General features: G+C 67.2%; 20 protein-coding genes and 5 pseudogenes. 8 read left to right on the top strand and 17 right to left on the bottom strand.

Annotated elements, in window-relative coordinates; translation table 11 throughout:
* A pseudogene (locus ACF1CT_RS36880) lies at positions 1 to 90 on the top strand (IS5/IS1182 family transposase); the annotation flags it as partial.
* A gap of 8 nt (positions 91 to 98) precedes the next feature.
* Here ACF1CT_RS36880 and ACF1CT_RS36875 read toward each other — a convergent pair.
* Positions 99 to 1,262, bottom strand: a complete 1,164-nt coding sequence (locus ACF1CT_RS36875; protein WP_391788407.1) for a CHAT domain-containing protein — start codon at positions 1,260 to 1,262, stop codon at positions 99 to 101.
* A 226-nt stretch (positions 1,263 to 1,488) separates the two neighbouring features.
* Here ACF1CT_RS36875 and ACF1CT_RS36870 point away from each other — a divergent pair, with 226 nt between their 5' ends.
* The gene (locus ACF1CT_RS36870; RefSeq protein WP_391788406.1) at positions 1,489 to 2,034 is read left to right on the top strand and encodes a GNAT family N-acetyltransferase; all 546 of its coding nucleotides are present in this window, start codon (positions 1,489 to 1,491) and stop codon (positions 2,032 to 2,034) included.
* Positions 2,035 to 2,100: 66 nt separating this feature from the next.
* Here ACF1CT_RS36870 and ACF1CT_RS36865 read toward each other — a convergent pair.
* The 5 genes and pseudogenes from ACF1CT_RS36865 to ACF1CT_RS36845 all read right to left on the bottom strand — a co-directional run.
* Positions 2,101 to 2,352: pseudogene (locus tag ACF1CT_RS36865) on the bottom strand (ATP-binding protein); the annotation flags it as partial.
* Positions 2,353 to 2,467: 115 nt separating this feature from the next.
* Positions 2,468 to 3,667, bottom strand: a complete 1,200-nt coding sequence (gene ltrA / locus ACF1CT_RS36860; protein ID WP_391788405.1) for a group II intron reverse transcriptase/maturase — start codon at positions 3,665 to 3,667, stop codon at positions 2,468 to 2,470.
* Positions 3,668 to 3,670: 3 nt separating this feature from the next.
* Positions 3,671 to 3,991: a hypothetical protein gene (locus tag ACF1CT_RS36855; protein ID WP_391788404.1), complete on the bottom strand. Its 321-nt coding sequence runs from the start codon at positions 3,989 to 3,991 to the stop codon at positions 3,671 to 3,673.
* 607 nt (positions 3,992 to 4,598) lie between these two features.
* A pseudogene (locus ACF1CT_RS36850) lies at positions 4,599 to 4,946 on the bottom strand (ATP-binding protein); the annotation flags it as partial.
* A 133-nt stretch (positions 4,947 to 5,079) separates the two neighbouring features.
* On the bottom strand, positions 5,080 to 6,267 hold the full coding sequence (locus tag ACF1CT_RS36845) for an MFS transporter (protein WP_391788403.1): 1,188 nt from the start codon (positions 6,265 to 6,267) through the stop codon (positions 5,080 to 5,082).
* Between the two features lie 55 nt (positions 6,268 to 6,322).
* Here ACF1CT_RS36845 and ACF1CT_RS36840 point away from each other — a divergent pair, with 55 nt between their 5' ends.
* Positions 6,323 to 7,066 carry an AraC family transcriptional regulator gene (locus ACF1CT_RS36840; RefSeq protein ID WP_391788409.1) on the top strand — a complete coding sequence of 248 codons (744 nt, stop codon included), beginning with the start codon at positions 6,323 to 6,325 and terminating at the stop codon, positions 7,064 to 7,066.
* Positions 7,067 to 7,252: 186 nt separating this feature from the next.
* Here ACF1CT_RS36840 and ACF1CT_RS36835 read toward each other — a convergent pair whose 3' ends face one another.
* From ACF1CT_RS36835 to ACF1CT_RS36810, 6 genes are all read right to left on the bottom strand, one after another.
* Complete coding sequence (locus tag ACF1CT_RS36835) at positions 7,253 to 8,062, bottom strand: phosphotransferase (protein ID WP_391788402.1); 810 nt, start codon at positions 8,060 to 8,062, stop codon at positions 7,253 to 7,255.
* Positions 8,063 to 8,672: 610 nt separating this feature from the next.
* Positions 8,673 to 9,481 (bottom strand): IS5 family transposase gene (locus tag ACF1CT_RS36830; protein WP_391788401.1). Its coding sequence is split into 2 segments (ribosomal slippage): positions 8,673 to 9,133 and positions 9,133 to 9,481, totalling 810 coding nucleotides; the frame shifts between segments, so codons are not numbered across the junction.
* 10 nt (positions 9,482 to 9,491) lie between these two features.
* Positions 9,492 to 10,742 carry a serine/threonine-protein kinase gene (locus ACF1CT_RS36825; protein ID WP_391788400.1) on the bottom strand — a complete coding sequence of 417 codons (1,251 nt, stop codon included), beginning with the start codon at positions 10,740 to 10,742 and terminating at the stop codon, positions 9,492 to 9,494.
* A 740-nt stretch (positions 10,743 to 11,482) separates the two neighbouring features.
* Positions 11,483 to 12,001 (bottom strand): telomere-protecting terminal protein Tpg, encoded by a 519-nt coding sequence (gene tpg, locus ACF1CT_RS36820; RefSeq protein WP_391788399.1) that lies wholly within the window; start codon positions 11,999 to 12,001, stop codon positions 11,483 to 11,485.
* A 256-nt stretch (positions 12,002 to 12,257) separates the two neighbouring features.
* Positions 12,258 to 14,780 carry an excinuclease ABC subunit UvrA gene (locus ACF1CT_RS36815; protein WP_391788398.1) on the bottom strand — a complete coding sequence of 841 codons (2,523 nt, stop codon included), beginning with the start codon at positions 14,778 to 14,780 and terminating at the stop codon, positions 12,258 to 12,260.
* Positions 14,781 to 14,803: 23 nt separating this feature from the next.
* Positions 14,804 to 15,337 carry a pyridoxamine 5'-phosphate oxidase family protein gene (locus ACF1CT_RS36810; RefSeq protein WP_391788397.1) on the bottom strand — a complete coding sequence of 178 codons (534 nt, stop codon included), beginning with the start codon at positions 15,335 to 15,337 and terminating at the stop codon, positions 14,804 to 14,806.
* Positions 15,338 to 15,483: 146 nt separating this feature from the next.
* Between ACF1CT_RS36810 and ACF1CT_RS36805 the strand changes: the two are divergent.
* Positions 15,484 to 15,678 (top strand): annotated as a pseudogene (locus ACF1CT_RS36805) (transposase); the annotation flags it as partial.
* A gap of 485 nt (positions 15,679 to 16,163) precedes the next feature.
* Here the strand turns inward: ACF1CT_RS36805 and ACF1CT_RS36800 are convergent.
* Positions 16,164 to 17,261: a helix-turn-helix domain-containing protein gene (locus tag ACF1CT_RS36800; protein WP_391788396.1), complete on the bottom strand. Its 1,098-nt coding sequence runs from the start codon at positions 17,259 to 17,261 to the stop codon at positions 16,164 to 16,166.
* A 7-nt stretch (positions 17,262 to 17,268) separates the two neighbouring features.
* Positions 17,269 to 17,496 carry a hypothetical protein gene (locus ACF1CT_RS36795; protein WP_391788395.1) on the bottom strand — a complete coding sequence of 76 codons (228 nt, stop codon included), beginning with the start codon at positions 17,494 to 17,496 and terminating at the stop codon, positions 17,269 to 17,271.
* 550 nt (positions 17,497 to 18,046) lie between these two features.
* On the opposite strand from ACF1CT_RS36795, the gene ACF1CT_RS36790 reads away from it, so the two are divergent.
* Entirely contained in the window at positions 18,047 to 18,550 is a 504-nt protein-coding gene (locus ACF1CT_RS36790; RefSeq protein ID WP_391788394.1) for a hypothetical protein, read from the top strand.
* Positions 18,551 to 18,855: 305 nt separating this feature from the next.
* Here the strand turns inward: ACF1CT_RS36790 and ACF1CT_RS36785 are convergent, their stop codons facing one another.
* The 3 genes and pseudogenes from ACF1CT_RS36785 to ACF1CT_RS36775 form a co-directional block, all read right to left on the bottom strand.
* Positions 18,856 to 19,125, bottom strand: a complete 270-nt coding sequence (locus ACF1CT_RS36785) for a hypothetical protein (protein ID WP_391788393.1) — start codon at positions 19,123 to 19,125, stop codon at positions 18,856 to 18,858.
* Between the two features lie 98 nt (positions 19,126 to 19,223).
* A pseudogene (gene tpg / locus ACF1CT_RS36780) lies at positions 19,224 to 19,780 on the bottom strand (telomere-protecting terminal protein Tpg).
* A gap of 157 nt (positions 19,781 to 19,937) precedes the next feature.
* On the bottom strand, positions 19,938 to 20,474 hold the full coding sequence (locus ACF1CT_RS36775; protein ID WP_391788392.1) for a hypothetical protein: 537 nt from the start codon (positions 20,472 to 20,474) through the stop codon (positions 19,938 to 19,940).
* 427 nt (positions 20,475 to 20,901) lie between these two features.
* On the opposite strand from ACF1CT_RS36775, the gene ACF1CT_RS36770 reads away from it, so the two are divergent.
* From ACF1CT_RS36770 to ACF1CT_RS36760, 3 genes are read left to right on the top strand one after another with little or no spacing between them, the layout of a single operon-like run.
* Complete coding sequence (locus tag ACF1CT_RS36770; protein WP_391788391.1) at positions 20,902 to 21,372, top strand: hypothetical protein; 471 nt, start codon at positions 20,902 to 20,904, stop codon at positions 21,370 to 21,372.
* A 9-nt stretch (positions 21,373 to 21,381) separates the two neighbouring features.
* A complete protein-coding gene (locus ACF1CT_RS36765) occupies positions 21,382 to 22,323 on the top strand; it encodes a trypsin-like peptidase domain-containing protein (protein WP_391788390.1) in 942 nt (313 codons plus the stop codon).
* Between the two features lie 17 nt (positions 22,324 to 22,340).
* Positions 22,341 to 23,504, top strand: a complete 1,164-nt coding sequence (locus tag ACF1CT_RS36760; protein ID WP_391788389.1) for a serine/threonine-protein kinase — start codon at positions 22,341 to 22,343, stop codon at positions 23,502 to 23,504.
* Position 23,505: the final 1 nt, after the last annotated feature.

Here is a 23,505-nt window from a genome sequence, read left to right as displayed (position 1 = left end):
CACCGACGCTACGAGCGCAAAGCCGACCACTTCCTCGCCTTCACAAGCATCGCCTGCACCCTCATCTGCTACCGAAGACTCACCAATTGAGATGATTTCTAAGGGATGGCGGCGCAGGCTGCGGGACTGCCGTATACGGCGTACACCAGCCAGGTGGGATCCCCACTTTGATCGCGGATCGCCCTCCGTGCGTTCAGGGACGCCTGCCCCAGACTCTGGCCCTCAGTGACCAGATGCTCGTAGAAGGTGTCGGCAAAGAGCAGCGCGGAATCGGACCGTACCGGCCACAAGGTGCCGATGAATGCCCCTGCGCCAGCCCGCAGGAACTGCGGCGCCCAGCCCAGGCTGGTGGAAAACCAGTTGATCTGCCCGGCACTGCGACAGGCGTTGAAGAACACCAGCGGGTGGGTAGTACGCAGGGCTCCAGACTGGGTGGCGTAGGCGAGATCGATCGGATCGAATGGGCCATCCGCCATCGTGACGTGAGAGCCAGCACTCGTGAAAGAGTTGTGGCAGGCAAAGTGCAGCAGTCCGTTGAGCCCCTCGTCGATGAGGTCGCTGACGGCGGCGCGATGGGTCAGGATCCCGCCGTCGGTCACAGCCTCTCCCAACCTGGTCCGAAGCGTGACCACTTCACGCTCCGCTTCGGGAGGCGAGCCAGGCGGCACCACAAACGCAGCGCGAGCCAGGGATAGTTCGCGTACTCGGTCCTGCCCGAAGACCCGACGGACCATGGGAAGCCATTCGGCGAGGAATCCGTCGCCCTCCTGCTGGCCGTCCAGGGGATACAGCAGCTCCCACGGTACGACATCGTGCTCACCGAGCACGGTCAAAGCTGTGACGTTCCCGACCTCCTCCCAGAACTGTTGGCGCACTGCGTCAGGCACTGCCGTCGCCCACAACTGCACGCCGAGGTTGATCAGCCGCCGACGGGCCTGGCGCTGGTCTCTGCCTCCGTCTTGCCCGGCCGCGGCTGCGGTACGCCGAAGCTCGTCGTAGATCCGCTCCCTCGCACCGTGGGAGCCGCCCGCTACAAGGCGGAAGAACTCGGGAGCGTAGGTGGTTTCGCTGAGCAGCTGGAAACTGTAGGCGCCGTCCGCACCTTTGAGGACCTGCAAGGTCACCTCCCCCGGATCGAACGCGAGGGTGGTGAGCGGTGCAGTGCGCGGCGGGCCATCCCTGGCCGGTGCGCCGGGCTGTACGGAGACCTGGGCGCGCAGTTCGCCAAGAGAGGTGCCCTTGTGGAAGGCCCGTATGGTCACGGTATGCAGCCCAGGTCTCATAGTGCGCAGGCCGAACTGCAGCCAGTGCGAGTCCCGGCCGGGAGGAACATCGGTTGGTGATTTCCCGTCGCCTGGATGTCGATGGGAAATGACGGCGCTGACCGTGGTGGAGACTGGCTGAGGTTTCTGACAGTCGCCCGGCTCCCTGACGAGGTCACTGCGAAACGAACCTGACAGGCGATGTCTGCTGAGGAAGACTTGCGGCGTGCGTGATCGTGTAGATGCTTTCTCTGACCTGGTGTTGCGGAGATGGACGGCCGACGATGCCGGGGCGGTGATGACCGCGTTCGCGGATCCGCTCATGCGCGGTCAGTCCGCCGAGCCGGTTGGCTCAATCCAGGCTGCTGAGCGGTGGATAACGGCTCGTGGTGACCAATGGGCTGCGGATTCCGCCTACTCTTTCGCCGTCGTCGATGGCGGTGGCCTCGTTCTCGGTCAGGTGTGTGTCGGCTCGGTAGATCGGCGTCATGCCGTTGGTTGGGTGTCCTACTGGACGACGGCAACGGCTCGTGGCCAGGGCACGGCTTCCCGTGCCTGTCGTGCTGTGGCCCGTTGGGCCTTCGACGATGCCGGGCTCTTCCGGCTGGAGCTTGGGCACCGGGTGAACAATCCCGCCTCATGCGGTGTGGCTCGCGCTGCCGGCTTCGCGGTGGAAGGCCGACAGCGACAGAAGCTCGAGTACGACGGTGTGCGCTTCGACGTGGAACTCCATGCACGTCTGGCAACGGATGCGGAGCCTGTGTCGTCGTGAAAGGGCACCGCGGGGACGGGGCCCGCTGCTCATGAGGGGCAACGGGCCATCGCGTGAGTGCCGGTGTCAGCTGGCTTTGGCGGGTTCTTCGGCTCGGGCTCGTGTGGAGGCGAGGCGGTAGGAGTCAGTACCGGTCTCGATGATGGTGCCGTTGAAGGTGAGCCGGTCGACGATGGCCGCGCAGGGGCGGGGATCGGTGAAGGTCTTCGTCCAGCCGCCGAACGACTCGTTGGAGGCGATGGCGACGCTGTTCTTCTCCTCCCGCTCGGTCGGCACCTGAAACAGCAGCTCGGCGCCGTGACGGTCGAGTTCCATGTGTTGGGTCGGGGACGAGACGCCGTGCACCGTTTCCGGTACCGGTTTTCCCGTCCCCGCCCGCCGAACCGGACGTGCCCGTTGGCCGAGCATCCGGCTCTCCACGTGATCCGCTGGATCAGGCGAGGTATTCGCTGACCTGGCCGACGAAGGCCACATCGTCATGGTTCGTCCGGCGGAAACGTGCTCCGTCGGGATCGACCTCGTCGATGTTGTAAGGCGTGCTGATCTGCGCTCCACGAAACGTGTATCGCTGGACCCGCATCTTCGCCGGGTTGTAGAGGACCACTCCGCCCTCGGTGATGCGGTCCGCCCCGTAATAGCGGCGGCGCAACTGTTTCCAGGTCAGACGGGGGTGCTTGTAGCGAATCCAGAGAAGTAGTCTCCACCACGCGTACCAACCGAGGTAGGAGAACGTTCTCTTCGATGCGCCGTAGCGGAAATAGGAAGCCCAGCCCCGAAGAACCGGGTTGACCGACTGCAGCACCTCCTCCAACGAGAGCGACGTCGTACTTCGCCCCGTCAGTTTCTTGATCTTATGCATCACCGATGCCAAGGCAGGCTTGGACGGGATGGTGAGCACGACACGGCGGCCGTCGCCGAGGGGCCTTCGCTGGATGTGGAAGCCCAGGAAGACGAAGCCGTCGTTGATATGGGTGATGTGGGTCTTCTCTACCGAGAGGGTCATCTTCAGCCTGCGGGCCAGCAGTTCACCGATCTCCGCCTTGAGCGTTTCGGCCTCGGGCTTGGTGCCGTGCACAAGCACGACAAAGTCGTCGGCGTAACGCACCAGCCGAAAGTTCGGCCGCCCCATTCGGCGTCGATACTGCCGACGCCATGGCGGAGTCATCTCCTGGTCCCAGATCCGCGAGAAATGCCGGTCCAGTACCGAGAGATAGATGTTGGCCAGCAATGGTGAGGCGACTCCTCCTTGCGGAGTGCCCGTGAGGGTCTCCGCGAATCCACCGTGCAACTCGACAACTCCGGCCCGCAGAAACGCGCTGACCAGCCGCAGGACCTTGCGGTCCTTAATACGCTCGGCCACCAGATCCATCAGGACGTGATGGTCGACGTTGTCGAAGCAAGCCTTGATGTCGCCCTCGATGACCCAGTCGTAAGTCGACGGCTTGCGGGTGAAGCGGTGGATCTCGGCGATGGCATCCTGAGCCCGACGCCCAGGCCGATACCCGTAACTGGACGGATAGAAATCAGCCTCGAAAATCGGCTCCAGGACCAGCTTGAGCGCCATCTGCGCAACGCGGTCCCGCGGAGTCGGAATTCCCAGATAACGGACCTTGCCGTTCTTCTTGGGAATCACCGCCTACTTAACCGGAAACGCAGTGAAAGACCCATCCTTGAGCGAGGAGCGAAGCTCCTCCAGGAACGGAATCACTCCACGACGCTCCTCGATGTGGAAGCGGGTGACCGCATCCACACCTGCTGTCCTGGCACCCCGGTTGCCCGACACCCGCTCCCAGGCCACCACCAAAGTGGCCCGGTCACAGATCAAGTTGAATACATCATCGAACCGGCGATCCGGTTCGTTCCTTGCCCATCGGTGCAGCTTGATCTGATGATCGAGTACCCGTCGCGCGGCCGTCATACTGCCCGGCCACATGGTCGACGGCGCGTCGTTATTCAACAACGTTCCTCCCCGAGAGCAATCCTGCTGCTATCACGCTGTCGCCATTTCCCGTGTGACCGGCTTTCCCGGCCTCCGAGTACTACGGCGACTCCGCCACGATCTGGCGTCATCAGCGGGCATTGCGCCTGCCCGCCGCCCGGCCGGCTGCCGGACGGGAAGGGCGATGCCAGATCGCTTCCCACGTTCACTGAGAATCTCTGTGACGGCTTCGGTGCCCAGCTATACCCCGGCAGCATCGCCACGGACCGCACATCGCAGTCTTGGTCCGGGCCTCCCGAAACCCATGGGATAAAGGCGGCGGGAGAGGAGAGGCCATCGGATAGAGCACTCTCCAGCACTGCAAAGCGGCCCATCCACCAGGTTCGGCAGGCCGCTGACGACTCACGGGACGTCAACCACTGGTTCAGTTTCCTTGCACCCATTCCGTCTTCGCTTGCGGGCACGAACCGTCTGGTGGTGTCGGTCCGCCCCTACGTTGTCGAGGCTGCTTTCCGGCCTCACCCCCAACCCGGGGTTCAGCCTGCCTCCAGCTTCAACCGGTCCCTGCGAGGACCGGCGGCGGGCCTCTCATCCCGCGAGATCCATCAGCGCCTCGTGGCGCACAGCCGAGCTCGTCAATGCAAAGAAGATCGACGCGGCCGTAACGGGCCATGGTCTTGTTCAGCTGCTTCTCGTCGGCGGCCTCGACCAGCTCGTTGACCAGCTTCGTCGCCAGCGTGTAGCGGACCCGGTAGCCCTTCATGGCGGCCTCGGTGCCCAGAGCGATGAGCATCTGGGACTTGCCGGTGCCGGAGTCGCCGATCAGGCAGAGCGGCTGACTCTTCTTGATCCATTCACAACTGGCGAGGGTGTGGACGGTGGCCGCGTCGATGTTCGGGTTGGCATCGAAGTCGAAGGCCCGCAGGGACTTCTCCCGCGGGAAGTCGGCTGCCTTGATCCGCCTCTCCGCCCGTCAGTTCTCGACAGCAGAGGCGCTATGCGCTCCATGCCGGTTGGATCAGCTCGCCCCGGTGGATGGCAGGCTCCATGTTCGGGTACGTCCTCGTCCGTCCGGCGGGCCATACGCGCGCTCTCTCCGTGTGGGCCTACGCGTCTTGCGGTGCGGATGCGGGCGTTGGTGTGATGGTCAGGGTGCCGGGGGCGGTAGGTTCGGGCAGGGCGCGGAAGAGGAGCCAGCTCAGGGCGGGCATGGCGATGAGAGGGGTGAGGGCGGCCTGGAGGTTGGTGGTGTCGGCGAGGTGTCCCAGCAAGGGGCTGACGAGGCCGCCGATGCTGACGGTGAGACCGAGGGTGACGCCGCTGGCGGTGCCGATGCGGGAGGGCAGGTAGTCCTGGCCGAGGGTGACCTGGAGGGAGAAGGGGACGTACAGGCCAGTGGAGGTGAGGGCCACGAAGAGGAATATGGCCGGGCCGGGGGCGTAGATCACTCCGATGACGGCGGCGATGGAGAGCAGGTAGGACCAGCGGGAGACGCGGACGCGGTCGTAGCGGCTGGCCAGGGATCCGCCCAGGACAGAGCCGACGGCGCCGCCCAGAAACAGTAGGAACAGGGCGACGGTCCCCGCGGTGGCGCTGCCGTGCATGCGCTGCTGGGCGTAGAGGGAGATGAAGGTGCTCAGGCCGGTGAAGACGATGGAGCGGAAGACGACTGCTATGGACAGCTTCACGAACGAGGCCACGTCGTCCGCGCTGCGGGGCTCCTGTGTTTTGGCCGTGCCGGTCCGAGGCCGGGCGAGCATCCGCAGGACGGGTACGCACAGGGCGGTGCCGGCGAGCGCCGGGAGGACGAGGACGGGTGTCCAGTGCAGGGAGCCGTGTCCGATCGCGGCCGACACCATGAGCGGGGCGAGCGCGAAGCCGAGGTTGCCGCCGAGGGAGAACCAGCTCATCGCCTTGTGACTGCCTTTGCTGGCCAGCCGGGCCACGCGGGCGGACTCCGGGTGGTAGGCGGCCACGCCGATGCCGGAGACGGCGACGAAGAACAGGGTGAGGCCGTAGGAGCCGCTCAGTCCGCTGAGCGCGATGCCCACCCCGCCCAGCAGGGTGCTGACCGGCAGCATCCACGGCATAGCCCACCGGTCGGTGAGCGCGCCGAACACCGGCTGGGCCACCGACGACAGCAGGGACGCGGCCAGCACGATGCCGGAGGCGACCGCGTAGGTGTAGTCCCGTTCGGCCACGAAGAACGGGATCAGCGCCGCTACGGCGCCCTGGTAGATGTCGACGCAGGCGTGTCCCACGGCCAGCAGCAAGATCGATGTATTCCTTTGCATGCCTCCCATGCTGGGAGGACCACCATGTGTCGCGCTTTCGATAGGTTGACAGATGATGCAGAAAATCCGCCACACTCCTGTTGCGCCGACCAGGACCCAGCGCCTTGCGTCCGGCGGCGAGATCGACGCGCACCGTCACGACGACCACCAGATCGCCTACGCAAGCAAAGGCACCATCGCGGTGACCACCGACGCCGGCTCCTGGATCGCCCCCGCCACCCGCGCGCTCTGGATCCCCGCTGGCACAGTCCACCAGCACCAGGCCCACGGCGGGCTCGACCTCCACTTCATCGGCCTGCCTGCCACCGAGAACCCCCTCGGCCTCGACAAACCCGCAGTACTCGCCGTCAGCCCCCTCCTGCGCGAGCTCATAGTCGCCTACACCCGCGACCCCGACAACGACAGCCCACCCCGCCTACGCCTGCGCGCGGTCATGCTCGACCAGCTCACCATCTCCCCCGAACGGCCCCTGCACCTGCCGGCCCCCACTGACCCTCTGCTCCGTGAACTGCACGACATCCTGTGCGCAGACCCGGCCGACAACCGTTCCCTCGACGTCCTGGGACGTCAGATCGGTGCCGGCGCCCGCACCCTGTCCCGCCGCCTCCGCGACGACCTTGGCCTCACCTACCCGCAGTGGCGCACCCAGATCAGGCTCCACCACGCCCTGATCCTCCTCGCCGACGGCACCCTCGTCACTGCGGTCGCCCACCACTGCGGCTGGTCATCCGCCAGCACCTTCATCGACGTCTTCCGCCGTACCTTCGGCCACACCCCCGGCAGCCGCCCCACCACCTGACCGAACGACCCGGCCAGCACACGAGCCATCAAGCGGCCGGGAGGTGCTTGGCCGGGGGAGCGGTGTAGGTGCCGGGGGTGGGCTCGTAGCCCTTGTCGCAAGGGTCGCAGACGCCCTGGGTGCGTAGCGGTACTGGCGGGAGGGGGTTATTCCAACCATGCACTATTCCCCCTTGAAGGCCGAGGCTCATAGCTGTGGGAGGCTTCGCCTCAACGCTGTCGTGAAGAGTGCTGCGTGGCGGGCGATGTGCGCCGCGTCGGTGCGGTAGAGGGAGTCATGTCCCGCCGCGATCTGCTCGGCGAACGCGGCAGTGCCGTCGTCGGCTTGTTGTTGCATGTGGCGGACCAGGTGTCCCAAGCGGTCCCGGGCTGTCTCGGCCAGTATCGCTCGACCGATGTCATCAAGCCGGTAGGCGTCTGCGAAGAGTCGGAGTCGACGGGCCTGCTCCTCGACGGGCAGGGTGAAGTCGGCGTTGCCTGGATCGGTCAGGGGCACGAACCGATAGGCGGCGTAGGCGAGGTCCCAGATTCGAGGGCCGGGGTGGGCCGTGTCGAAGTCGATGAACGCGACCGGCCTCCCGTCGCGGAAGACACAGTTGTAGGGAGCGACATCGCCGTGGCAGATCACCTCGACCGGCTCGCGGCTGGGCAAATACCAACTGGCGTCCGCCGCGGGAGCGAAGCTGACGGTGGCGTCGTGGTAGTCGCGCAGCATCACCGCCACGGCCTGCAGGGTTGCGTCTGATCGCACGTATTCCGGCAGCGGGTAGTTGGCAACGTCGCCAGGGAGGAAATCGAGGATCTCCCGGCCCTCAGTATCGAAGCCGTGAACTCGTGGGGCACCGGCGAACCCCGCCGCCTTCAGGTGATCAAGCAGAGCGTGCACCGTGTGGGTCCACGGTCCTACCGGTCGTCGAACATTCGAGCCGATCCGCACGACGTGGTTGACGCCGCCTCCAGCCAGCGCTTCTTCGTCCATCTGCCTTGATGCTGTCATGAAGACTCCTTCTGATTCCGCCCGGGTTGACGAGTATCGACGGCCCGGGCTGCGAGGTACTCAGCCCAGTCACGCCGGGCATAGGCGACCCAGCGGATCGCCATGTGGCGGTGCATGCCGGTCAGGTCGCAAGGATGGGACTGGGGAGGTCGGCGGCGAGGGCGGAGCTACGGGCCGCGCGAACCGAGATTCTTGACCCTACGAACCCGAGGAATTCCCGGTCCACCATGCCGTCCGGTCCTATGTACACCGGATCGCCCGGCACCAGCCCCATCCCTGCCACGGCCGCTGGCAGGTCCTGTACCCCAAGGACACCCTCCGCGGGCAGCGATCCCCACCGCCCTGAATCGGGTACCCACACCACGTGCCACTCTCCCACTCAAGCCCTCCTGATGCGCTTGAACACATCAGATGATCAGGGAAGCGCAGGTTTTGTGCGCAGGTTCTCCGGAGTGGGAGCGCATGGGTGTGGGTGTGCCGCACAGGGCGCAGGGGTGTGTCTGGTAGTGGTCGAAGTGGCGGTTGTCGCGCCAGTCGCGCCGACGCCGAGGACTGCTTGCTCTCTGCGGACCAGTGCGTGGTCCGCGGGCAACACTACTTAGAAGTCATCTCAATTGGTGAGTCTTCGGTAGCAGATGAGGGTGCAGGCGATGCTTGTGAAGGCGAGGAAGTGGTCGGCTTTGCGCTCGTAGCGTCGGTGGAGTCGACGGCAGCCGACAAGCCAGGACATGGTGCGTTCGACGGTCCAGCGGTGGCGGCCCAGTCGCTGTGAGGACTCGATTCCCTTACGGGCGATGCGCTGCTGGATGCCGCGTCCGCGTAACCATCGTCGCAGGTGGGAGTAGTCGTAGCTCTTGTCGGCGTGAAGCTTTGCGGGCTTGCGGCGTCGTGGTCCAGGGCGGGAGCGGATCGGTGGTATCCCCTGCACGAGGGGGATGAGGGCCTGGCTGTCGTGCGGGTTCGCCCCCGAGATGGCGACAGAGAGGGGCAGCCCCGTCCGCTCGGTGATCAAATGGATCTCCGACCCGTACTTGCCCCGGCCGACAGGATTCGGACCCGTCAGGTCCCCCTATTCAGGGCCCGCATGTTCACCGAGTCGATCGCGCAGCGAGACCAGTCCAACTCGCCGCGGGAACCGAGTTCGTCGAGCACCACTCGGTGGAGCTTGGCCCACACCCTGGCCTTCGACCACTCGGAGAAGCGTCGATGGGCCGTCGCCCCCGACGGCCCGAACGATGCAGCGGGCAACTGCTGCCACGTACAGCCTGACGTGGCCACGAACACGATCGCGGCCAGCACCTCACGATCACCATGCCGACGTCGTCCACCACCCTGAGGACGCGAGGGCGCCTCCGGCACCACCCGCTGAAACAACTCCCACAACTCATCCGGCACCAGCCGCTCAACGATCCCCACCATGACCGACAGCCTACCGACTCCACCAAATGAGATGACTTCTTAGGAGCGCACGCAGGTGGCGACTGCTCCGGGTTGCGTTCTTCCCCAGCTCGACGAGGCCCACGATGGCCCATGCAGGGCCCAAGAACCACACCAGGACCACCATCAGCGAGGGGTCACCGTCCTCCTTCGCGATTGCCCGCTGGAAGACACCGGTGGTCAACGGGAAGTAGAGGCTGACCGCTGTCACCGCTAAGAGACCCACCACGAAGAGCACAAGCAGAGAGTTGCGCCAAGAAGATCGGGGCGCGTAGTCGGTGATCGGTTCTTGCCCGGTCCAGGAGATCTCGAAGGCATCGTCGCGAGCGGACTCCCGTTCGGTGGGCGGTTGGGCCACGCGCCGCGGAGGCGTGGCGGTGATGGTGGTCGCGGCGGACATGCCGGGAGCGCTGAGGGCAGACCAGAGTCGGTTCAGGTGTTCGTGGACCTCTTCTGCGGTCTGGGGGCGCCGCTCGGGTTCGCGTTCCAGCAGCTCGGCGACCAGGTCCGTCAGCGCGGGCGACAGGTCCGGGCGGAGCGTGTCCACGCGCGGGGCGTCCTCGGAAAGCTTGCGTTGCATGATCGCGAAGCTGGTGTGACCGACGAACGGCGGCCTACCGGTGAGCAGGGCGAACAGGACACCGCCCAGGGCGTACAGATCCGAACGGGCGTCGCCGCGTTCGGTGAGAAACTGCTCGGGCGCACCGTACTGCGGCGTGCCCGCAGGGGCGAGTTGGGAAGATGCGGCGAGGGTGAAGGCCGTCTGGAGGAACCCGGCGATGCCAAAGTCGACGACCTTGACCCCACCACCGGGGGTGATCATCACGTTGTGCGGCTTGATGTCGTAGTGGACGACCCCGGCCCGATGCGCGGCGACCAGCGCCGCACAGATCTCCCGTGCGATCCCGAGCGCGCGAGTCTGATCCATGGGTTCCCCGTCGCGGATGTGCTCGGCGAGATTGGCGCCCTCGACCCGCTCCATCACCAGGAACCACAGATCCTCGTGGATCCCCCGGTCGTGCAGGGCAACCACGTTCGGATGGTTGATCTGTGCGGCGGCCACCGCCTCTCGTTCGAACCGGCGCAGCAGATCCGCGTGTATTGCCGTGTCCAGGACCAGCACCTTGACCGCCACGTCCCGGTGCAACATCCGGTCCCGCCCCGCCCATACTTCGCCCATCCCGCCACGCCCGAGCCGTTTCATCAACTCGTAACGACCCGCGACCAGTTCCCCGCGTTCCATCCGCCACCCCCGATGACAAAGGCCGTACCAGCCCACAGGGTACGGCCCATCGCACGGCCGCCAGGACTGCTTGAGCAGGTGGAAGCAACGATGGCCTGGGCGACAGCCGCAGCGCCCGCCGCAGCCTGATCCTGTCCCGCGCCATCGGACCCCGACCGATTGCCGCCAAAGACCGACAGACGACGGTATATGTCATCGAAGAATGACCGTGCAGGTCAGCACCCCGAGAACGAGCCGACGAGACGGCGGCCCGACGGCTCCGTGCTCCAGAACCGGCTCCGCGCCGCGCGCTGGAGGCAGGTGCTGGTTCGCCGCATGCGGTCTTTGCGCACGGTTAGCTCGACCGTCCTGGCCTGGGTGGTCATCTTCGGCCGCCGCCAGAGCGCTGTACGGCGGCCCGCCGATACTGAGCCGAAGCACGATAGGTGTCACCGACCGCGCCGCATAGGCTGCTCAGGAGCCGGGCCGATCGCCGGCCATCACCGGATGGCAGTGTGACTCGCGACGACCTCATCGCCATGCTCCGCGAACAGACCCCGGCATGCGGACCTGCACGCGCTGCCTTGATCGCCGGGGCTGGCTTCGCTGTCTGGGACGGCCTGGCCCCGGTCAACGGCTGCGTGTGACGACCACAGCGCCTTTTATAGCAGGCTCTGAATTCGGGCGGGTCAGAACCGGGCTTCTATTTTCGATACCGCTGTGAAATTCGCGCGCAGCCCATCAGCCCATGCGAATGTGCCCTATTCCGTGAAACACGACTCCGTGATGGCCTCCGCAATGATGGGATGGAGATCTTTCTCTGTCGCCCCGGCCTCCTGGAACTCCAGGATCTGCTTCACGTAGGTAGGCGAGAGATCCGTGGTGATCTGGCGCTCGCGGCCGTCGTCCGAGCTGCCCGTGCAGGTGAATCCGAAGTACGCCGTCACCTCCACCATCATGCCCCTGGAGATGGCCGCCGCGCGCGCCTGTGCCCTGACCTGGGGTCGCCACTCGGATTCGGTCTCCTCCACCAGGGCGGCCCTCAGACGCTTCTGCGGGGTCGTCAGCGTCCCGGCCCAGTAGCGCTCCACCGTGTGGCGTGAGACGCCCAGGCGCTCCGCCAGGGCCTTGGCCGACCCCTTCGCCCGCGTGAGAAGGAATTTCATCTGAGCCTTCGCGGATTTCGGTGCGGGCCGGGTGAAGACCTTCCGCTCCGCCCGCGCGAGGGCCTCCAGGATCTTGCCGCGGCCCGGGGCCTGCTGCTGCTCGTGATCGGTCATACCTCCAGGGGCCACGGTCCGTCTGTGGACAGCGGCCGGACTGCCGCGTCGTACGCGAGCGGGCCCGGACCAATGTGACGTTGATCGGTAGTTGGCGGGCCATGGTCTGGCGACTGTGAGTTGTGGTCGTGTACGGAGATACGCGGCGGCTCGGGCTTGCCCCGGTCCCGGTGCAAGCCATGCGTGGCCCGGGGCGAGCGGACTGCCGCCGCGGACCACGCATGCGACCCTGCCGGTCGCGCCGGCACGCCGTACGTCAGCGCCGTGCGTCCTCCGAGGCGTCCAGGAGTGGCAGGCCGGCCGCGTACCGGCGCAGGTATCCCGCGGTGGGAGTGTCCGCGCCGGCGACGGTGTCGGGGGTGCCCTGCGCGACCACTGCGCCTCCGTTGGGGCCGGCTCCCGGTCCGAGGTCGATCACCCAGTCCGCGGACGCGGCGACGGGGATGTCGTGTTCGGCCACGACGACGGTGTTGCCGGAGTCGAGCAGCATGTCGAGCGCGTCGACGACCCGCTGGATGTCGGACGGGTGCAGGCCCGAGACGGGTTCATCGAGGATGACGAGGCCAGCCTTGCGGCTCGCCGCGCCGCGCTGGATCGCGGACGCGAGTTTGAGGCGCTGGGCCTCGCCGCCGGACAGCTCGGTGGCGCTCTGGCCGAGTCGGAGGTAGCCGAGCCCGACCCGGTCGAGCGCAGTGAGGGTCTCCGCGAGCTGCCGGGGTTCGGTGAAGACCTCCCCGGCCTCGGCGACGGTCAGGTCCAGCACCTGGTCGACGGACAGCCCCCGGTAGGTGACCTCGCAGGCCTCGGGTCCGTAGCGTCGGCCGTCGCACGTGTCGCACACCACCCACATGTCGGGGAGGAAGTGCATGTCGACGAGCCTGCGGCCGTAGCCGGTGCAGGTCTCGCAGCGGCCGCCGGTGGTGTTGAAGCTGAACCAGGAGGCGTCGACGCCGCGCGCGCGTGCCGTATCGGTGGCGGCGAACAGTTTGCGGACGATGTCGAACGCCTTGCTGTACGTGGCCGGGTTGGACCGTGGCGTGCGCCCGAGAGGTTCCTGGTCGACCACGGCGACCCAGCCAAATCCGTCGAGTCCGGTCACCTCGCGCACGGTGTCGGCAGCCGTGCCTTTGAGGGCGGTCGCCGCGCCTGCGGCGAGTGCGCCCAGGACGCTGCTCTTGCCGCTGCCGCTGACCCCGGTCAGGCAGGTGAGCCGCCCGGCAGGGAGGCGCAGCAGCTCCGCGGCCGCGTTGTGGGCGCGCAGGCCGTGCAGTTCCACCCAGTCGGCGTCATCGCTGACCGGGCGGAGGATGCGGCGCAGCCGCGGCCCGTTGCCGGCCAGGTAGCGGCCAGTGGCCGAGGCGGGGGCGGCGGCGGCCAGGGCGGGTGAGCCGGAGACCAGGACCTCGCCGCCGAGGCGGCCCGCGCCGGGTCCCATATCAACGATCCAGTCGGCGCGGGCGATCAGTTCGGGGTCGTGTTCGACGAGGAGGACGGTGTTGCCGGCTTCGCGCAACTCCAGGGCGATGTCGAGAAGGTGCTTCTTGTCCGCCGGGTGCAGCCCGACGCCGGGTTCGTCCAGGACGAAGATGACGTCGCTCAGCTCGGTGCCGAGCTGAGCGACGAGCCGGGTGCGCTGCAACTCGCCACCGGACAGTGTGGCGGCGCTGCGGGACAGCTGCAGGTGGGCCAGGCCGAGCCGGTCCAGGAGGCGGAGCCGACGTCCGAGGTCCTGCAGCAGGGGCTCGCCGACGGTGCGTTGCCGGGTGTCGAGGGAGTCGGCGACGTGCCCGGCCCAGCGGCGGACCTCGCGTACATCCACGTCCAGCAGATCGGGGTAGGTCAGGCCGCCGAGACGTACGGACCGGGCGACCCGATCGAATCCGCTGCCGTGGCAGGTGCCGCAGGGCTGCTTGCGCATGTACGGCAGGTAGCGCTGCTTGGCGTCGGCCGTCCGGGCATTGACGAACACCCGTTCCACCTCGGCAAGCGCGCCGCGCAGCGGTTGGCTGGAGGTGTAGGTCATACGAGCTGTCTCATTCTTGTTCGGGATGTCGACGGTGGCCTCGACCGCCTCGTCGCCGGTGCCGTGCAGGACGTCGTGCCGGAACGCCGCGGGCAGCGACTGCCAGGGCCGGCCGAGGTCCACGCCGCGTCTGGCGGCGAGTGCGGGGACGAACATGTGCTCTCCGGACCGCCATTTGGCGTACCAGGGGGAGGCGCCTTCGAAGAGGGGGAGGTCCGGGCGGGTGATGACGAGGTCTTCCTGGGTCTGCCAGCGTCCACCGGCGCCGTGGCAGTCCGGGCAGTTGCCTTCGGGGGTGTGGCGGTCGAAGTGCGCGGTGGTCAGGGGATCGGCGCCGGTGTCCACGGCCGGGTCCGTGTCCGGGCCGATCCGCGGGAGGCGCGAGTAGAGCAGGCCGAGGTGCCCGTCGATCCCTGTGATGGTGGCGACAGTGGAGCGGGGGTTGCGGTTCAGGCGGCGCTGGTCGACCGCGAGCGTGGCGCCGAGGCCGAGGATGCGGTCGACCTTGGGGCGGTTGCGCTGGGTGATGTACTGGCGTACGAACGGCGAAAGGCCCTCCAGGTACCGCAGTTGGGCCTCGCTGTGCAGGGTGTCGATGGCGAGCGAGGTTTTGCCGCTGCCGCTGACGCCGGTAAAGGCGACGAGCCGGCCTTTGGGGATGCTGACGGACACGTCGCGCAGGTTGTTGGTACGGGCGCCCACGACGTCGATGGTGTCGCGCGTCTTGCCGGCCCCGGCAGCGTGTGGGGTCGGCATGCGCGTGTCCGGTACGGGCGGGGTCACGCCTCGTCCGCCTTCCCGCCGAGCTTGGCGAGGTCGGGGGCGAACACGGCCATCCACTGCGGGTGCAGTCGGTAGAAGACCACGTCGTTGTCCCAGTCGAAGGCGTCGTCGCCGTAGAAGTCCCGGAAGTACGCGAGCAGGTCCGGCCAGTCGGCGGCCGGCTCGCCGTCCTGGGGGTTGAGGGCCTCCGCGGTGCCGTGTGTGAACACGCCCAGGTCCTCCCCGCGCATGTGCGCGGCGCTGACGGCGGGCCGGGCGGCGAGGTGCCGGGCCTTGGCGGCGCCGCGCGCGGTGCCGAAGTGCCATTTGCCGTGCAAGAAGTGCCCGTCCACGCCGCTGACCCGCGGCTCGCCCTTTGCCGTCACGGTGGACAGCGCAAGCGTGCACATGCCCGTGAGCACACCGGTGAGCTGCTCGGCGGTGAGCGTGCGCTCGCTGCTGATGATCGACCGCAGGTGCGCCGTGGAGCGGGCGAGCGAGGCGTCGAGGAGGGCTTGGAGCCGGTGGAGATCGTCGGGTGTCTCACGCATGAGGGTCCTTGTCTGTCCGTCGTCCCGGCCCGCGCCACCACGGCACCGACCGGCGCCCCCACTGTCTCCACAAAACTAGACATCTTCTGTCGTATTTTTTGCGGTGTCCTCTGCACCCTGCCATCGGGGTGTGGGCAGGCGTACGGCTGCGGACACCGCGACCCTGCGCCGCGCCCGCGGCTTGGTGGTGCTGGATTGTTCCGGACGGGTTGTGGGAGACCGCCAAGCTGTTGATCCCGTCGTCGAAGGTGCGGCCACAGGGCGGCGGGAGGCAGGACACGCCTGATGAGACGCTGTTCGCGGCGATCATCTACGTGCTGGTCAGTGGCTGTGCCTGGCGGGGACCGTCTCACGCCCGGACTCGCCAACTAACATTCCACAGACCCGCCAACAAGGAATCAACGAAACGCTCCCACCTTGTGCCTCGGGAGCCCAGCCTCGTCATCTGTCGATCCAAGTCACAAGGGCATCACCCGCGTCCTGGCCGCCGACGCGGGGCACGCGGCCGGTGCCCAGGAGGAGGGAAGGTTGGCGCGGCCATCCTGTGCGTCACGCACGAGCCGGAGCTGACGGCCTTCTACGCCGGACTCGGCTTCGCCCTCTCCCCCGACGGCACCGGCATTCCCACGCCGCTCGGGCCCATCTGCCGCGGCTCTATCAAGTGCCCGCCCTCTACGGGCGGCAGCTCGTCATCCGTGGCATCCTCTCGCGCGCTGAGCCGATGGCTCGGGCGGCCGTCCGTGCGGTGTAAGGCGTGACGACGTCCCCGCCGCCTGGCCGGGCATGTGCCCGTATCGGAACGGGGCGGGGCCCTGTCGCGTGGGTGTCAGAAGTTTGGCCAATGGGCGTGGTCCGGCCGTGTCTTCTTACGGAGTAGACGTTCGACCGTGCGCCCTATCCGTCCGCGGGGAACCGCTGGGGAGGCGGTTTCCAACGGGCGGTGTTCGGTGAAGGCCGGGTACGGACTCCTGGCGGCGGGTGCTGGGCGTCCGGGAGGCGCTTCTCGGGGGAGCAGCGTGGTCGGTTCGGCCAGGCGGGCGCGCGGTGTGTGGGACCGGGGGGTGAGGGTGTAGCGGCGTGGTGTTCTGATGGGCAGGCCGGATCGGGTCGTTCCGGCTGGGGGGCTCGGGGGCTGGGGGCCTTGTAGTAGGCCGGGTCCGGTGAGGATGACGGTTTCCAGGAGGATCTGGTCGCGGAGGAAGTCGAGGTCCACGGGGTTGGAGTCGGATGGTGGGGGGTGTCCTGGGAGGTTTTCGTCGGGCGGGGTGTCCACGACCTTGATGGTGAGGGTCACGGACGGTTTCCGGGTGGTGCTCGCGAGCCGGTCCCATACCTGTTGCCAGCGTCGTACGTTGTTCGGGGAGACGTTCAGGGCTTCCATGAACGCTGTGAGGTGGGCTCGTGAGGGGACGGCCTCTCCTCTGAGGATGACGCTGAGGCTGCTCTTGGGCAGGCGGTGGCGTTGGCCGTCGTTGGTTCGTCCGGCGGCTCGTTGCAGGTCGCTCAGGGACGGCTGGCCTTCCCTGGCGCGCATCTCGACCATGACGTCGCGCAGTTTCGCGAAGCTGTCGATGAGGTCGGGGTGGGTCATCACCGAGCGGAGCGACGCGGCCAGGTCCCGGAACTCGGGGGAGATTCCCGCGCGCCGCCGACGTTCTTCCTCGGCCCTGCGCGCGGCCTTCCAGAGGCGTATCGCCTCTGCGGTGTCCGCGTCGCACACGGTCGCGTACGCCAGTACCAGGCGGCGGGAGGGCACCTTGCCGTTGGCGCCGCGCGACAGTGCGGAGGCGGTGAACTGGTGATTGGTCAGTTTGGCCATTGCCGCGTAGGTGATGCCTCGGCGCTCGCGCTGGGCACGTAGCCACAGCGCGAGCGCCTCGGACTGCCGGGTGCCGGCGGCAACGGCGTTCTCACGCCGTCCCATGGGACCGTCAGACGGCCCCGGCCTGCGGCGCGTCGGCCGCGCGTATGGCCTTGACGGACCGGCAGGCGACGCAGAAGGCGCCAGCGATGAACTCAAGGGCACCGATTACGGGCATCCCGAGAGCGGCAAGGCCCGCCGCCACCAGGATGACCACGACGACCACGATCATCTCCGTCGTCGTGAGGGCGCCCTGCGACGGACCGCGGGGCGTCGGCGGGGAAGAAAATGAACGCATACCTGTTACCTACCTGACGAGAAATCACGCCTCATGCCGACGTGACGAGTTGGCTGCACCGTGAACCGATGGCGGCGATTTCCAGATCGACCCGCCAACGGCATTGATCCTCTCATCAGTGACCCGACCATCACAATGCGTTGCCTCCACCCCGAAGGGGTTGATGCCTGCGCGTCCAGAGATTCACCGCCAAGGGATGGCGAACGGGTTGCCGAACAGAATCCGAAATACTCGAGAACTGCAGGTCAGGGTAACGAAACCGATATTTTCATTCGTTTTCGTCCAGACACCATTGCCGAAGCGGGGCACTGGATACCATCGTCCCTACAACACGGCCTCCGGCACTCGCTGCCGGGGCCCCCTGGCATCGTGGCTGCACCATGAAACAGGGACCGGGCCCACCGCGTTCCAGCGCGGCGCCCACGAGAGAGGGGCGCGTCCCTGCCGGACGCGCCCCTCTCCACCGCTCCCGGCCACTACGGCCGGTCTGGGGTAATCCGAACGGGTTACCCCTTCGCGTTTTGCCCGCGTGGCCGACAGAATGCCCGGCATGACCTATGTGAGCCCGTTCGGCGACATGGACACGAACCACGACTGGCCGGACGCCCTGTGCCTGTCCCGCGCGCATTGCGTGAACGCGCCCGAGGAGACGATCGGCGAATTCTACGAGGGCACCGTCACGTTGATCGGGGCCGGGATCCCGCAGCCGGCCTTCTTCCTCGCCCGCCAACTGGCCGAGCTCTCATTGAAGGCGTTCGTCGGACCCCGGCCGGAGAAGTTCAACCATGACCTGGGCAAGCTGTTGAAGCATCTGCAGGAGAGCGGCGACGATCTCTTCACCGCGGGTGAGGAGCAGCACCTGGTCGTCGAGTTCGTCCGGGACCTGTACGCCCGCGACCCGGGCGGCGACGAGGGGCGCTACGCGACCACCAAGGGCGGTGCTCTCTCGCTGGCCAAGGTGTGCTGCGCGGACCCCGAGCTGTTTCGCCAGTATGTCGGCCTCCTCTTCACCTACACGCAGGAACGGCTCGGCCGTGTCGGCCAGGCCGCCTGAGACGCGGAAGAGCACGGCGGCCGCCCCTTGGGCCGGGCCGCGTACGGATAAGGCTCGTGGGTCCCGGACCGATGCGGTCCGGGTGTGACTGAGCGCTTCACTTGGCCGGTGAGAAATCGGGTTGGCCGGTTGAGCGTTCGAGGTGGTCAGGATGCCCAACCGGGCAGTTGGCCGCGTTCGCGAGCGTCGTCTTTGGCGATGCGGACCTGGGCAGCGGCCCACTGGTTGGCGCTGCTCTCGACATCGCGCCGATAGGTCGCTCGGGCACCGAGCGACGCGGGGCCGGGCGAGTTGAGGCCACACCCCTAGCAGATGACCCGGTCGGCGTCGGCAGGACACGCGGTGCGGTGGTTGCAGCGGGAACAGGTGTGTTCGGCTTCGCGCTGGAGAACGTCGGCGAGGCCGAGCTGGGAGGTGGTGCGGCAGGAGCCGCACCTCACGACCATGGGCACGGCCCAGTCGACGTGCTGACGATCAAACGTGAGTCGGTAGTCGGCGGAGTCCGGTTCCCCGATCAATCCGCAAATGGTGCACTTGGAGTACGGGCAGCATTCCTCACGGGGCACCTCAGTCATGGTGACAGTCTCCAACATGGCCAACAGCCGTATCGCTCAACTGGCCAAGTGAAGTGCTCAGTCACACCGGGGCCCACGAGCTGTTCGGGGCGCAGCTGCTACAGCTCGAACTCCAGGTGTTCGACGTCGGTGAACCGGACCTCCTCCAGGGAGCCGGCGCGGCGGCCGCCGTCCTGGAAGTAGACCTCCTTGAGGGCTTCGGCCGCGATCTCGTGGAGTTGAGTGTCGTTGGCGCCGGCCTCCTGGGCATTGAAGAGGCGGGCGGCGTAGAGCGGGGGCAGGGCGACGGTGAGGTGCCGGATGCGGTCCTGGTCGGTCGACCCGATCGGGGCGGTGTAGCCCATGCGGGCACGGGCATCGATGACGATGCCGCCCGTGGATGCGGCCTTCGCCCTGGCCTTGGCCCTGATCTGCGGCTGCCACCGTCTCTTCACCTCGCGCTCCAGGCGCGCGGCGAGGTCGGTGCGGGGCTTTTTGATCTGGTCCTTCACGTACCGCTCGACGGTGCGCTGGGAGACCGCAGCATCTGTGCGACCGCCTTCGTGCCGCCGAGCTGCTTGACCAGGTACCGCATCTGCGGGCCCGCGCTCTTGGGCGCCGGGCGCGTGAACGCCTTCTGTACGGCGGCGTCCAGGCCGTCCCCGAACAGGCTCATCGCCTACTCCTACTCTCCGTTGTCGACGTCGGTGACGCTGCCGTCCTTGATTGTAGGTTCGCTCCCCCAGTGTCATTACGGACCGCCGTGACCTGCTGCTTGTACAGCTGTCTCATCAGATGTCCCGCGGCTTCCGTCTCAGCTCGGTGGCATTTCTTCATGCCACATCATCCTGCTGGCCTTCGTTGGTCTTCCAGGTCTCGTCGAACCAGGTGATGAAGTCCATCACGGTGCCGACGCGGGCGATGCGCTCGTGGATGGCCCGCTGGTCGTGTCCGGGGAGGAAATCGCCGCGCTCGATCGGTTTGCCGCAGCCGCAGCTGCACTTCCGGTTGTCCAGTGGGGACTTGAAGTAGGTGATGAGGTTCTGTTGGGCGCCGTTCGGTGCGGGTTTGCCGACGTAGCGGTCGTACACCGGATGCCCGGGGCCGAGGATGCGCCCTTCGAAGGCCCGTCGGCCGTCGGGGGTGTCGACGATCCGGCCGATCTCCATGGCCTGCCTGATGATGACGTCCCCGCTGACGACGGCGAACCGCTCCCGTTCGACACGTTCGCCGGGCATCACCCAGGTTCCCCGGGCGATGTCGTGAAGCTGCTGGTCGGAGAGCCCTTCGGTCCAACCGATCTGTGACCGCGCGAAGGCGTCCTCGCTCGGGTCGATCGGCCTGCGCCTGCCCAGCGTGATCTGGATCAACGCGCCTCCCTGAAACCCCCCTTTAACGGGGTCCATAAGTCTATGGTAGCGGAGAGGAGCCTAGACCATCAATCTCCCTTGAACCGGGGTCTAACCATCCTTCCACGTCAGTGCTGTGCTGAGATGCCTCGGGCAGCCAGGGCATTGACAGCCTCGTCGACGACCTTTGCGCTTGGACACCTTGAAGCCTGTGGTGCGGGCCGCCAGCTCGAGTGCGGTGGCGGTCTGCTACGCACCACTGTTCAGCAAGTCACTGGAATGCCCGGCGCCCCAGCTCTATTTCGCGCACCATAGTGACGATCAGGCATCAGTGGGCGCCCCAGGGACCAAGGAAGGTCCGGGGGATACAAAGGACAACAGAGAGTAGCCAGGGGTCGTACAGCCGACTGGGAAGCGGTTCGGGCGGCTGCGGCATGTAGGGGGACATGTGTCTGAAACGGAGAATGCAGCTGTCGAGGCGGGCGCCGGGACGACGGATGCAGCAGCGGCGGGCACGCCGCTTGTCGGGACCGCGCTCGTCGTCGCGGTCACGGTTATTACGCTGTGGCTCGGGCTTCTCGCCTGGTTGGCGTTCAATACCGACGCGAGCGAAGTCGCCTGGTCACGTCTGCTCGTTGTCCTCGGCTCTGTGGAAGCCGTCGCGTTCGCGGCTATTGGCGCCTTGTTCGGTACTACGGTGCAGAGGCAGCGGGTGGCAGATCTGGCAGCCCGGACCGAGGCCGCCGAGTCCCGTGCGAATGCCAACGAGACAGCGGCCCTCAATGGTCACAGACTAGCGGCGGCGGTCCAGGCATCCCGCGCCCCCAGCAGCGGGTCAGACACGGAACAGCTGTCGGCTGAGCGCCGATCCGGCCAGGATCCCCTACTCGAACTGGCCAACCGGCTGTTCCCGGACTGAGGCGTCGCTGTGGACACCATCGGAAGGCTGGTGCGCGACGGTGAGCCCGTTGCGACAGCGGTCGTTCTCACCACCGACGGACTCGCCGCGACCGCTGCTCATGTCCTTGCGTCTCACCAAGCCGCGCAATGGACCTTCGAGCCGATCGCCGCGCCCGGATTCTCGTTCCCCGTCGACTGCTCGCTGTCCTCGAACAGTGCAACCGATGTGGCACTTATCCACGTACGCGAAGCCGATGACTGGAACCCGATGACGCTCACCTCGCATACGAGCGCCACCCCCGGTGACCCGGTCCACCTACGCGGATTCGCCGCGTCCCGCGACTACGACTCCGGCGTCGGCCACTACGTCGGCACCACAGCGCAAAACGGCCAGGCCTGGGTGAAGGTGAGCTGCCAGCACGCCCAGCCGGGCATGAGCGGCGCACCGGTGCTGCTCACCGGTACGGGCAGCCTCATCGGCATTGTGTCGGCCCGTCTCAACTCAGGTCGCTGGAACCGCGACACCGTGCTGCTCGCCCCGGCCGACCAACTCGTCGCGCTCGCCCCCGAGCGCCTGCATCTGGCCGCACCCGCCCACCGTTTCACCGACGGCATACTTCGGTTGTCTTGGTTGCGCGGTGATTCGATGGAACTCATCCTGGAATCCGATGACTTCACCGTCTCACTCGGCCGTAACGCACACAACCGTGTGTACCTGCCGGACCACCGTGATAGTCGCTTCCACGGTCATCTCACCCTGATCGGTACCACCTTGACCTACCGGCATCTGGGCTCCCACCCTGCATTCCTGGCAGGCGCCACACGCCAGTTGAAGCTCGCCAAGGGGGACTCCTGCCCGGTCGGGGACAAGGACCGGCTGAGCGTCGCGAGCGGAACGATGCTGGTGGAGTTCTCCGCGCCGGATCTGTTCGACCCGAATGCGAACGTGACGCCGGAGGCGCCTGAGTGAAAGGGAGATCAAATCAGTTGGACGCCAATACCAACACCGACCTGACGGCCGCCGGACCGTACGAGCCGCCTCCACCACCCTCAGGCGCGCCGGCTGCCATTGGCGAGGTGCTGTCCGACCGCTGGTCGGTGGCGGAGATCCGCCGCGGCGGACAGGCATGGGTCCTCATCGTCGATGACCTCGAGCGCGGCGGCCGCCGCGCGATCAAGATCCCGCTGTCCGGCGTGCTCGTCGGCGACGACGAACTCGAGATGCTACTCAGGCTCGAACCGCACCGGCACACCGTCACCACGCTCGGCGTCATCGATGTACGCGGGCAGCCGGCCATCGTCTTCGACTACGCGCCCTCGACCCTGACCGACCTGATCCGGCTGGGCCCCGGCCTTTCGCTCGCCGGAATCCTGCAGCAGGTGTGCGCCGGAATGGCGCATCTGTCCGACATCGTCGAGGTAGCCCACCTCGACCTCAAACCATCGAACGTACTCATCGACGAGAACGGTCACGCCAAGGTCGCCGACTTCGGCCTGGCCCAGCGGGTGCGTATCCAGGACGGACGCTTCGCGGGCGCGCGGGGCGGCACCTGGGCGTACGCCGCGCCCGAGGTGCTGCGGCGGGAGCCCTGCGACACCCGCGCCGACATCTTCTCCTTCGGCGTGCTCCTGTACGAGGCGTGCACGGGCAGGCTCCCCTACCCCTTCGCCCTGGCACCCGACCCGGTCGCCCAGCGGGCGCAACTGCTGGACTACTACGCGTCCCCGGGCCCGGGTGAACGGCAGAGCGAGCTCTACTACTGGGGGCAGTCCGAGCTGACCCAGGTGCCCGTCACCCCGCCCGGCGAGGGCGTCAGCATCCTTCTGTCGAGCTGCCTGCAGCAACACCTGTCGGAGCGCCCGCAGTCGTTCACCATGGTCGCCGAGATGCTGGCCCGAGCGGTCCAAAGACCGCCGATCGAAGCCCCGGAGACTCCGCTGCCCCAGATCGACCAGCAGCGCCGGTCACTCTCACTGGCCCAGGTGCTGATCCGGCTCGACCGGCTCGACGAGGCCATCAGCCGGCTCAACCGGTTGCTGGCGGCGCCCTTGCCCCCGGCTCTCTTCGAGACCGCACGGCAGACGGCGGTGCAGGCGCTGACCAGGGCCGGGCGGCATGCCGAAGCAACCGAACTAGCAGATTGGCGGTGAC

Origin of the sequence: Streptomyces sp. NPDC014734, from assembly GCF_043083325.1 — a bacterium.
In the GTDB taxonomy this organism is placed as follows: domain Bacteria; phylum Actinomycetota; class Actinomycetes; order Streptomycetales; family Streptomycetaceae; genus Streptomyces.
Note: the sequence above shows the minus strand (reverse complement) of the source record. Positions and strands in the feature narration are given on the sequence as shown.